At 60.9% G+C, this 1,003-nt stretch carries 1 protein-coding gene; it reads right to left on the bottom strand.

Translation table 11 applies throughout. From position 1 onward, the window contains the following. Positions 1 to 1,003, bottom strand: a 1,003-nt coding sequence (locus SOQ14_RS14155; protein WP_322898775.1) for an amino acid--tRNA ligase-related protein, incomplete at both ends; no start/stop codon positions are given.

Below are 1,003 nucleotides of genomic sequence, written 5' to 3'. Positions count from 1 at the left end.
TATAAGAGACAGATACTGGAAGGCGCGATACATGCCGCCAAACCGCTCTTCGACATCCGCCTGCGAAAGCCCGGTGATCTCGAAGGCCTTGACCATCGTTTCCGGCTTGTGATTGCGGATCGATCCGCTGGCGATTTCATAGCCATTGCAGACCAGATCGTACTGGAACGCCTTGATGGTGAGCGGGTCTTGCCCGTTCAGCGCCTCAATCCCGCCCTGCGGCATCGAGAACGGGTTGTGGCTGAAATCGACCTTCTTCTCGTCCTCGTTCCATTCATAGAACGGGAAATCGACGATCCATGCGAGCGCGAACGCGTCCTCGTCGATCAGGCCCAATTCCTCGCCCACGCGGATGCGCGCGGCACCGGCGAGCTTGGCGGCTTCGGCTTCCTTGCCGGCGGCGAAGAACAAGCCGTCATTCTCGCCAAGGCCGAGCGCAGCATAAAGCTCGGCCATGCGCTCGGGGCCGTGGTTCTTGGCAATCGGCCCGCCGAATTCGCCGCCCTTGCGAGTGACATAGCCGAGGCCGGCATAGCCTTCCTTGCGCGCCCAATCGTTCATGTCGTCGAAGAACTTGCGGCTCTTCTCGTGGGTGGCGGGCGCAGGGATCGCGCGCACCACGCCGCCCGAACCCACGATCTTGTAGAACAGACCAAAGCCTGACTGGGTGAAATGGGCTGACACATCGCTGATGATCAGCGGGTTGCGCAGATCGGGCTTGTCCGAGCCATATTTCAGCATCGCCTCGTCATAGGGGATGCGCGGGAATTCCCCGGCTGGCGTCACCTTCTTGTCGCCCGCAAAGGCGGCGAAAGTGCCCTGGATCACCGGCTCCATCGTTTCCCAGACTTCTTCCTGCGTGACGAAGCTCATTTCGAGGTCGAGCTGGTAGAATTCGCCCGGCAGGCGATCGGCGCGCGGGTCTTCATCGCGGAAGCAGGGGGCGATCTGGAAATAGCGATCGAAACCCGCAACCATCAGCAGCTGCTTGTACTGCTGCGGA

Source organism: Erythrobacter epiphyticus, from assembly GCF_034653295.1.
Taxonomy (GTDB): domain Bacteria; phylum Pseudomonadota; class Alphaproteobacteria; order Sphingomonadales; family Sphingomonadaceae; genus Erythrobacter.
Note: the sequence above shows the minus strand (reverse complement) of the source record. Positions and strands in the feature narration are given on the sequence as shown.